Genomic DNA, 11,290 nt, shown 5'->3' on the forward strand with positions numbered 1-11,290 from the left:
TACCAAATAATCTCTATTTAAAAGCAAAATTTCTAATACAGCGATAAAAGTTTTTTGTGAAAATCGCGGAAACATCAGAAGTCAACATGGATTTAAAATGTATTAGCCCCTTTTTCTTATCTTTAATTAGTATTGATGCAGTGTAATGCCAAATGATGTTTTTCGTTGCTTTAAAATATAGAGGATGATGCTTGTACTCATTAGCAGCTTGCATTAAACCTGTATATATGATGTTGCCGTCGTTTATCGTATTATTAATATGTACACGATAATTTACGAAATATTCTGGTACGCTGACAACTCTGCTCTTTTTTTCAGTTAACTTTAACCACATATACCAGTCTTCAACTAAGAAACCGTCTTTATAGCCTCCTGCGTTCCTTATAGAATCAAGGCGAGACATTTGCGTACATACATTTAAATCTTGTTTCAGCAAAAAAATCTCTTCGAAAGAATACTCTTTACTGATTAAAGGTCTTTTACTGACTATGATATTGTCGCTATTTATCCAATTAACTCCACCCATTACTGCACATATATCATTATGCTTTTCTAAATACTCAACTTGAATCGCCGCTTTATCTTTAAGGATTTGATCATCAGAAGCTTGAGATGAATAATATTTTCCTTGACACCACTCTAATCCTTCATTAAGGGTAGAGCTCAGTCCTATATTCGGTCTACTTCTAAACTCGAACCTTGTGAATCTTTGCTTACATAAATCAATCATTTCTTGAATCTTCACTACGGAATTATCTTGTGAACCATCATCAATAATAATTAATTCAATATTTTTATAGGTTTGGTCGACTACGCTCTGAATACTGTCTTGTATAAAGCGCTCATGGTTATAACAAGGAATCACTATAGATACTAAAGGGCATTCAACTTCCAGCATAACTCTCTCCGTCATTTCTAAGCTGCTTAAATACGAATAAACTCATTACTATCCAGTAACATGCATAATTTATTAAATGAGCTATCGAAACACCTTCAAAACCAAATAATTTCGTACACAAATACGTTAATAACACTAAAATAATCGAAAAAGATATCTCTGTAACGATGAAAAGTTTCGTCATCGCTTTACTTAACATAAGATATGCTAATATCCAGCTACCAATTTTGAGCGAGTCACCTATCATTTGCCATAAAAACAAATCACGCATAGGCAAAAAAGAATCTGTAAATAAAACAGCAATTATCCAGTCTCTCAAAAAATAAACTGACATTGCACCTAACAATGCTAATGGAAATATGAACTTGTATCCTAAATACACTTCTTTTTTAATATCACTAATTATAGATAGTTCTGAAAGCCTTGGTAAATAGTAGACTCCTAAAGTGGTAGTAACTAGCATAAGATAACCACCACTTAAACGAATCATTGCTTCCCAATAGCCCGCATAATCTATACCAAACTCTCCCGTTAAATATGAACGGATAACAATTTGAGATAAAGGTAAACATACTGCGCTAGTTAAAGCCATTAAAGCAAACGCGCCAAATTTTTTCGCTATATTAGGGTCTATACGGCCGAATAAATAGGATAACCTGAACCAATCGGCTTTATAACATAACAGTAGCGTGATAAAAAAAACAATAGACTGATATATAGATAATGCAATAAGTGCACCATATAGCTTATATTTTATAGCTAGGATACTAGTTATCACGAGCGAAAAAAGGCTACCACTAATATTCGCTACTACTAATTTTAATATCTCTTTCTTTCCATTTAATATGGCTAAAAATAAAGCATTAAAATTAAAAAATACTAAAAATACTGCAAACCATACAAATATAGATTGATATTCATAATTATGAAAAATAAGAAACGACAATTGCTTTTGGAAGATTATTATTAAGACAGTAGCTATTATGCTAAATAATAGAATAATACTGCCTGCAGCTTTCCAAACAATTCGTTGCTTATTTTCATTTTCATAATATTCGGCAGTATATTTTATTACTGCCGTATTAATAGCGCCGCCTGCAAAAGTAGTAACAATCTGAATAAAGTTTTGAAACTGACCAATAACTGCATAACCAGAAGGACCAACATATACTGCTAATATCTTATTAAGTATAAATAAAGTGGCCGTTCTAATTAGTACTGCAATGCCATTTAAAACACTCGTTTTTAGTAGGTTCATATTAATACTTAAAACTATTACAAAGTTCGATCACTTTCTTGACATCATCAAAATTTAAAGTAGGTCCGATAGGTAAGCTTAATACTTCACTATGTACTTTCTCTGAAATTGGATAACTTAACTCATTCCATTCAGCATATGCCTGTTGTTTATGCGGCGGAATAGGGTAATGTATTAAGGTTTGCACTCCATTGTCCGCCAGATACTGCTGTAGTGCGTCACGTTGAGGAGAACGGATGACAAACACATGCCAAACATGAGAATTATCCTTATAGCTAGGTAAGGTTATTTCCTGGTTCTTAATACCTTCAAGATATTTAGCTGCTACTGCACGCCGGTAATCAATCTCAGTATCAATGTGTTTAAGTTTGACACTTAGCATCGCTGCTTGTATCTCATCTAGACGGCTATTAACTCCTTGATAAATATTTTTATATTTTTCATGAGAGCCATAGTTACGCAGAGCACGTAGTGTATTAGCAAGCTCAACATCATCTGTTGTTATCGCTCCAGCATCGCCTAGAGCGCCTAAATTTTTACCAGGATAGAAACTAAAGCCAGATGCATCTCCCCAACTACCAGCTTTTTTTCCGTCGATATTAGCGCCATGCGCTTGAGCAGAATCCTCTAGCACTAATAAGTTATGACGTTTAGCAATATCATTAATCGCTGGCATATCAGCTAATTGACCATACAAATGTACTGGCAGTATTACTTTTGTTCTATCTGTAATTACTGCCTCAATCTTATTAGGGTCTAGATTAAAACTATCTAAATCAGGTTCAACCAGCACAGGTATTAAGTTATTAGCAGTGATTGCTAAGATACTGGCAATATAAGTGTTAGAAGGAACAATAACTTCATCACCTTCTTGAAGCTTACCTAGTTCCATCCAAGCGCGAAGCGTTAAAATAAGCGCATCTAGACCATTAGCTACCCCAATAGCGAACTTAGTGCCACAATAATCTGCAAAACCTAATTCAAACTGTTCGAGCTCATTACCACCAATATACCAACCTGAATCAATAACACGTGTACACGCTTCTATTAATTCTGCTCTATATTGTTTATTAATAGCTTTTAAATCTAGAAAATTTATCATGTAATATTAATCTCATAGAAATCGTGAACAACAGCTCTCGCACCAAAACCTTCTTTTTGAGCGATTAGCCCTGTATTTAACACTTTACCTTCTTGTTCATTTGATATACCAAAATCAAAGAACTTCCTCTCTTTATATTTATCATTTATTAGATAGTCCAACAAAAAGTCTAAAGCACCTATATCTCTACCTTGTGCATTATTAGCCAGATATTGAGTATGAACTATTCCAGTATTTTCATAGATCACAGTGCCGCATAATACTTCTTCACCTTTTAAAGCCAGATATAACTTAATATTCTTTGGAAAATGATTTGATAATTCTTTTATTTCTTCGAATGTATGTACAGGCTTGGAACCATGTTGCGCTTCCAATACACTTTCTAGCAAATTCCAAAACAACTTATAATCATTACTTTCAATAATCTGCAAATCTTCTTTTTTAGCTTTATTTATACTTGATTTTCTTCCTCTTGAATATCTTACATCTCCAGTCAAATCTATAGTACATGAAACATCTCTTCTTATTAATTCTGCTTCATTAATAAACAACGCATATCTGTCTTCTTCCGTTGGTTTTATATGATATGTATAAGGAATACATTTATAAACCAACTTACTAAAATTATTCTCTTTCAAGAAATACTTTAGTGTCTCGAAAATATTCAACATAATCTCTGTTGTCATCTTATCATTAACAATAAGACCACCAAAAGTTAAGCCTTGATGAGAATAAAGAACATCATTTTTTTTATTAGCTGGGAGTACAGCAATAAGTTTATCTTTTTTGTCATGGAACATTAAAGAGAAATCATCAAATCTATCTGAATGATAATTCATATAATCACGTTTAAAAAAGAAATGAGCGTTCTTAGAAGAATCTATGAAATCATCCCAGCCATTTTTACATTCTATGCTATATTTTAATATTTTCATTATTTAAGCTTCTTAATTAATTTCGTAGGATTACCGCCTATTACAGAATACGGCTCAAAACTTTGATTAACAAAACTACTGGCCGCAACTACACAAAAATCATCAAGTTCCACCTCTGGTATAACCTCGCTTTTAATACCTAACAAGCAATGATTTCCAATTTTCACACTTTCTATCATTGAATGGGAAAACTCTTGCATTTTTTAACTAGCACTAAGTCCTAAAGCCATGATGTTTATATATGAGAAGTGCTTATATGGCTTCTTATTGTAACTTTAGTTCTAAATCCATTTATTATTGTCTTTACGCCTAAAAATAATATTTTTCTATGGGAACCTATTAGAGAAATACTTTTCAATATCCAACTCACCTATTCCTTTTAAAATATTTTTCCTATAAGAATCTACCGTACAAAAAGGGCTTATTCTATAAAAAGGAAGTAAAAGCTCTGGAACGTCAATAATAAACTTATTCATTAATATAAATTTATAGTGCCTTTACGAAATCATCATAATCACGAATATAATCACTTTCATCATAACAGTCACTTGCCAACACCAACATGACACAATCTTCACTAAAGTCATGCATCTCATGCCAAACGAGAGGTGGGATTATTAAACCTTTATTAGGTTGGTTAATATAAACCTCTTGTTTCTCAACTCCATTATCCATTAACATTTTGCAGCTACCTTTAAGGCAAAATGCTAATTGTATTAGACTTTTATGCGCATGGAAGCCGCGGGGTACATCAGGCTTAGCATCAAGAATGTAATAAATTCTTTTAACTTCAAAAGGTACATTTTTAGCAGACTCAGCCACCATTAATGAACCACGATGATCGCCTAAGTTTGGTAGCTCAACCCATTTAATTAAACTCATTACTCATCATCCACTAAAGATATTAGATATTGACCATAGCTATTCTTACTCATACTTTGACCAATTTTCAGAACTTCCTCATTACTCAACCAGCCATTATTCAATGCGATTTCTTCTAAACAGGCTACTTTATAGCCTTGTCGTTTCTCAAGCGTTTCAACAAAATGCGCCGCTTCTAATAAGCTTTCATGAGTGCCTGTATCGAGCCAGGCAAATCCACGACCTAAAAGCTCTACATTCAAATCACCACGTTCTAAATATTTCTGATTTACTGTGGTGATCTCAAGCTCACCACGTTCAGATGGCTTAACGTCTTTCGCGATTTGAATAACATCATTATCATAAAAATAAAGACCCGTTACTGCAAAATGCGATTTAGGTTTTTTTGGTTTTTCTTCTAAAGAAATTGCCCGCTTGTTCTCATCGAACTCAACCACTCCGAAGCGTTCAGGGTCTTTAACTTGGTAACCAAAAACGGTAGCTCCTTTTTGGCGGCTGACAGCTTGGCGCAATAATGGAGTAAAACCTTGACCATAAAATATATTGTCGCCCAGTACTAAACATACATTACTGTCACCAATGAAGCTTTCACCAATAATAAAGGCTTGCGCAAGACCATCAGGACTTGGCTGTACAGCGTAAGATAGATGAATACCAAAATCGCTACCATCGCCAAGCAAACGCTTAAAACCTTCTATATCATCAGGCGTACTGATAATAAGTACATCTTGAATACCAGCAAGCATGAGTGCTGATAAAGGATAATAAATCATCGGCTTATCATAAACAGGCAGTAGCTGCTTTGAGACGCCTTTAGTAATAGGGTATAGGCGTGTGCCTGAGCCTCCTGCCAGAATAATACCTTTAGTAGTTGTCATCTTACTTATGCTCCTAAGCGCTCACGTTGATAGCTGCCATCTTGTACACGGTGACACCAGTCTAAATTGTCTAGATACCATTCAACTGTTTTACGAATACCAGTCTCAAATGTCTCATCTGGTGTCCAATCTAGGTCCTGTTTTATTTTACTGGCGTCAATAGCGTAACGTAGATCATGACCAGGGCGATCCTTGACAAAAGTAATCAGGTTCTCATACGGCATAGCATTATCCTGAGGCTTTATTTCATCTAAAATCTTGCAAATGGTTCTGACTACATCAATATTCTGCTTTTCGTTATGACCGCCAATATTATAAGTCTCGCCAATTTCGCCTTCCGTGACCACTTTATAGAGCGCTCGTGCATGATCTTCGACATATAACCAGTCTCGAATCTGATTGCCAGTGCCATAAATTGGTAACGCTTTGCCATCTAAAGCATTTAAAATAACTAGAGGAATAAGCTTTTCAGGAAAATGATACGGACCATAGTTGTTCGAGCAATTAGTAATGATAATAGGAAAATCATACGTACGGTGCCACGCCCGAACCAGGTGATCAGAACTGGCTTTACTAGCAGAATATGGTGAACTAGGGGCATAAGCCGTTGATTCAGTGAATAAATCCGTTGTACCCTCTAGATCACCATAAACCTCATCAGTTGAAATATGATGAAATCTGAAATTATTTTTTTCTTCATCATTAAGACCCAGCCAATATTGACGAGCAACCTCTAGTAACGTGTAGGTACCAACAATATTAGTAGTAATAAACTCTGCTGGACCATCAATAGATCTGTCTACGTGGGACTCAGCTGCTAGATGCATAATTAGATTAGGCTGAAACTCTAAAAATGCTTGCTTCAAAGCATCTGCATCACAAATATCAATTTTTTTAAATTGATACCTTGAGTCTTGTTCTAATTCTTTTAACGACTCAAGATTGCCAGCATAGGTTAGCTTATCGATGTTTAGAACAGTATTACTGGTATTATTTATAATATGGCGCACCACTGCTGAGCCAATAAACCCTGCTCCGCCTGTAATCAAAATATTCATAATTTTCCTATTTAATTAGTAATATGGTAGTAAAGACATTCATACGATAGATAAAATCATGGTTTCGGTGCTGTAGAGTTATCCTGATACCCTTCTACAAAATGATAAAACTGGTTTTTTAACCATTTAACATCGTGTTGCTCTGCTTTTTGTGGAAGTTTATCGAGGGTCTGCTCAACTTCATTTAATGGGAATCTATGTTCCATCGCTTGCATGATCAAAGGATGATGCGTATCTTTAACGTTATCTTCACCAATGATAAGTTCTTCATACAACTTTTCACCCGATCTAAGTCCAGTGAAGATAATCTCAATATCACCATTAGGATGTTGATCATCTTTCGTTTCACAACCACTTAAATGAATCATACGGCGTGCTAGATCCACAATTTTTACTGGCTCGCCCATATCAAGAACGAAAACTTCACCACCTGAGGCCATAGCACCAGCTTGAATAACTAGATTTGCAGCTTCTGGAATCGTCATAAAATAGCGGGTAACATCTGGATGGGTTACAGTAATAGGGTGACCGTTCTCAATTTGTCTACTAAATACGGGTACAACTGATCCTGAGGAACCGAGAACATTACCAAAACGCACCATACTGATACAGGTCTGATGAGCCGATGGATTAGCTTTGACCTCATAACTGAGTCCTTGGCAAACCAATTCTGCCATGCGCTTAGATGCTCCCATCACATTTGTTGGTCTTACTGCTTTATCAGTTGAAATAAGTACAAAGGTTTCTACATTCGCCTGAATAGCAGCACGGGCACAATGATAAGTTCCTTTACTATTATTGATCACACCTTCAAACGGGTTATGCTCAACTAATGGCACATGTTTATAAGCCGCAGCATGGTATACCGTCTGTATATGGTGACGTTTAAGAATCTTAATCAGGTTGCTTTCATTGGTAACATTTCCAATAACTGCCACAATTTCTATATTTTGGTACTCGGGATTTGCAGCCTGCTTCCCTAGTAGCTCTTGATGAATACTATAAAGAGCATATTCAGACAGTTCATAAAGTACTAAACAAACTGGCTGATTTTTAATGATTTGACGACAAAGCTCACTACCAATAGAACCGCCAGCGCCTGTGACCAAAACACACTTATCTTTGATATTTTTTAACAATAAAGTTTCATCTGGCTCAACAGTTTGTCGATCTAAAACATCAAGGATGTCTATTTTACGCATATTACTGACAGTAACCTTACCATCCGCAATTTCCTGCAAACTCGGTAACTCTTTAATTTTTATGGAAATATTTGCTAACTTATCCATAATCTCTCTTTTACGAGCACGACTTATAGACGGTACTGCTAAAAATATTTGTGCTATGTTTAAGGTATCAATCATGTCAACCAGTTGATCGGCAGCATAAATACGTTTACCGAATATATAGGCACCGGTTAACTGTGGATTATCATCAACAAAAGCGACTACATTATATTTATGTGAGTCTCTTAAGCCATCTAACAACTCGCGGCCTGCCATACCAGCACCATAGATAACAACATTATCATAGACACTATCTTTGCTACGTAGGACACGATTACCTTGAAAACGGTTTAATAACTCTTTTATCGTTAAGCGGCTATTCCATAACCATATAAAAAATAAAAATAGATAAAGAATAGGCACAGAACGAGGAATAGAGGGCATCCATTCCACATAAATGAGCAGCTCATATACTATAATGAGTACGGCAAATAACTGTAGAACCCCTCGCATTACTGAATCAATGAATACGCGAGCGACTGCCTTATAGAAACCAATAACATAGAGCCCTAAAATAGGAAATGATGCATATAGAGCTAATTCTAAAGCGGTAATATGATTACCAGTTACACCAAACCTAAGCGCCAGAGCAAAGTAGAGACAAACTGCTGCCATAAAAAAATCGGCAACTATCAGAATTCCTTTTTTGAAAGAGCGTGGCAGCGCAAGCAAGTACTGGATGTTACGATATAATCCACTATTGCTATAACTCTCTGTTTTGCTTTCATTTTGAGGAATCAAATTTGTCTCAATACTCATAGTTTTATTACTCAATTATTTCTGTAGACACTACTCACTTAGCATTACCATATGCGTATGTGTAGTGATAATTATATTTACCCATCAGACCATGTTGCATATCATTCAGAACAATACCGTCAACATGTACATTAGCTTTAGCCAGCTGATTAATTGCATAAACAACCTGACCTTCTACCGATTTACCATAACGCGCTATCATCAATATGTTGTCAGCATAGCGGGATAGTATAATAGCATCTGACGCTGCTAATACTGGCGGAGTATCAATAATAATATAATCGTAATGAGCACCTAGCTGTTTCATTAAACTGCTAAACTTCTCGCTTGCCAATAACGAAGTAGGATTATAAGGACGTTGACCACGTGGTATAAAGTCAATATTCTCCATTGCAGTTGGATGGACTATGCTTGCAATATTATCTGATACTTGCAAACTATTGTTTTCTTTCGAAAAATAATCAGCAAGTCCGTTTTCTTGATCCATATTAAACAGTTTATGCAGTTCACCTAAACGCATGTCTGCATCAATAATAAGCACTTTTTTATCCAACTGGCTAAATACTTCAGCAAGGTTAGCTGAGATGAACGACTTACCAATACCCGGACTTTCACTCGTAACTAAAATAACCTTCGCACGTTGATCTGATTTTTGTTCAACTGGCATACCAAACATAAGATGTGTTCTTAAGCTCTTTATAGCTTCATAACTTAATCCGTTGTTATCTATATAGGCAAGTAAGCGATTAGCACTTTTCTTGTTCTTAGATAATCTTGAAACAACTGCTGAATGTGGAATAGTTGCAATAACTGGAATACCTGCTTTTGCCTCTAAACGTTCCGGATCTTTAACCATAGTTTTTAGTAGACTTTTTACTAATGTTATTAACAATCCAATTAAGAGACCTAACAATAGAGCAAGGGCAATTATTAATGGCTTTCTTGGAGCGATAGCTTTAAAAGTACTAATAGGTAAGTCAATAATACGTGCGAAACCGATTTGTCCCGCTTTGACGATTTTTAATTGCTCATAGTTTTTGAGCATGGTGAGATAAATCTCTCTATTAATTCCTACATCCTCTGAAAGAGTTAAGAACTCTCTTTGCACTTCTGGCAGGCGACCCACTGTATCCTTAATTTCTTGCTTTCTATCATTAAGTACTTTTAGTTGTTCGTTGATTTGGAGAACTAACGGATGATCCTCAGTATAATAGGTTGTTAAATCCGCTTTTTTTAATCGTAACTCATTGAGCTGAGCATCAATCTGTCCATTTTCTGTTATTAGAAGCTCACCTTCTTTACCAACATCAATCGTTCCAAACTTTTCACGGAATTTATTAAACAAAGCTTCAGACTCTTGCAACTTCTGCTTAAGAAGCGGTATCTGAGTTTGCATAAAATCTATTGTTTTGGTGGTTTCTTCTGAGCCTCTTGATTCATTCTGATCAATATAAGATAAGATAATTTCTTTTAGAATAAGAGTGGTTTGTTGTTGGTTATCACCTATTAAAGCAAGCTGAATGATACCAGTTTGTTTGCCAAGTTCTGCAACTGTCAATGTAGTATTTATTTTGTTTATCGTATTGTGTAACGCTTGTTTTACTAGTTTAATAGGGTGTCCATTACTAGGCAATTGATTCACTTGAATTTGAATCACGCCATCTGTCCCTTGAAAACGGTAAGCTTGATTCAACTGACCTTTGAAATCATCATAGCCATTATTTAAGACAAATCCATTTGCAACAGACTTTATAGTAAAAGGTTTGTTCAGATAGGCCTGAGATACATTAAATTGGCTAATCTGAATTTTACCATCCTCAGTATCAAGCATCACGCCTTCAGGAGAGTTGATTTGAGTATATTTATTATTGTTCTTTATTTTATCAAAACCATTAATTTCAGGATCGTTTAAAGTAATCCTTAGATGAAGTAGGTCAATGACCGGCTCCAATATCATACGCGACTTAATTAATTCAGCTTCAGTTTGTGCTGGACTTACATCTGCTGAAACCAGATCGGAAATATTAGCACCTAAGGCAGAAATACCTTGTGATTTGTCATCAATCTGTATGAGAGCATCGGCTTGAAAAACCGGATCTACGTATCGACTATATAGTACACCGATAATCAAAGCTATTAAGGCAAAAGAAAGTATTGTCTTCCAGCCGTTCATAAGTGTTAGCAAAAATGCTAATACATCAACTCTATCGTCATCCGTCTTTGTAGTAAGCGTG

General features: G+C 35.4%; 9 protein-coding genes. All 9 read right to left on the reverse strand.

Going from position 1 to position 11,290, the window contains the following annotated elements:
* Positions 1-13 precede the first annotated feature (13 nt).
* A complete protein-coding gene (locus tag H2245_RS07780) occupies positions 14-898 on the reverse strand; it encodes a glycosyltransferase (protein WP_182406812.1) in 885 nt (294 codons plus the stop codon).
* A complete protein-coding gene (locus tag H2245_RS07785) occupies positions 885-2,156 on the reverse strand; it encodes an O-antigen translocase (protein ID WP_182406813.1) in 1,272 nt (423 codons plus the stop codon). Before H2245_RS07785 ends, H2245_RS07780 begins: the two co-directional genes overlap by 14 nt.
* Position 2,157: 1 nt before the next feature.
* Complete coding sequence (locus H2245_RS07790) at positions 2,158-3,258, reverse strand: DegT/DnrJ/EryC1/StrS aminotransferase family protein (protein ID WP_182406814.1); 1,101 nt, start codon at positions 3,256-3,258, stop codon at positions 2,158-2,160.
* The gene (locus H2245_RS07795) at positions 3,255-4,193 is read right to left on the reverse strand and encodes a GNAT family N-acetyltransferase (RefSeq protein WP_182406815.1); all 939 of its coding nucleotides are present in this window, start codon (positions 4,191-4,193) and stop codon (positions 3,255-3,257) included. Before H2245_RS07795 ends, H2245_RS07790 begins: the two co-directional genes overlap by 4 nt.
* A 486-nt stretch (positions 4,194-4,679) precedes the next feature.
* A complete protein-coding gene (locus tag H2245_RS07805; protein WP_182406817.1) occupies positions 4,680-5,075 on the reverse strand; it encodes an FdtA/QdtA family cupin domain-containing protein in 396 nt (131 codons plus the stop codon).
* Complete coding sequence (gene rfbA / locus H2245_RS07810) at positions 5,075-5,953, reverse strand: glucose-1-phosphate thymidylyltransferase RfbA (protein ID WP_182406818.1); 879 nt, start codon at positions 5,951-5,953, stop codon at positions 5,075-5,077. The genes H2245_RS07805 and rfbA overlap by 1 nt, the downstream gene beginning before the upstream one ends.
* A 5-nt stretch (positions 5,954-5,958) precedes the next feature.
* A complete protein-coding gene (gene rfbB, locus H2245_RS07815; protein WP_182406819.1) occupies positions 5,959-7,011 on the reverse strand; it encodes a dTDP-glucose 4,6-dehydratase in 1,053 nt (350 codons plus the stop codon).
* A 56-nt stretch (positions 7,012-7,067) separates the two neighbouring features.
* A complete protein-coding gene (locus tag H2245_RS07820) occupies positions 7,068-9,056 on the reverse strand; it encodes a nucleoside-diphosphate sugar epimerase/dehydratase (protein ID WP_182406820.1) in 1,989 nt (662 codons plus the stop codon).
* A 34-nt stretch (positions 9,057-9,090) separates the two neighbouring features.
* On the reverse strand, positions 9,091-11,290 hold a 2,200-nt coding region (locus H2245_RS07825), incomplete at its 5' end, for a polysaccharide biosynthesis tyrosine autokinase (protein WP_182406821.1).

This window comes from Psychrobacter sp. GP33 (assembly GCF_014119005.1).
Classification (GTDB): Bacteria; Pseudomonadota; Gammaproteobacteria; order Pseudomonadales; family Moraxellaceae; genus Psychrobacter.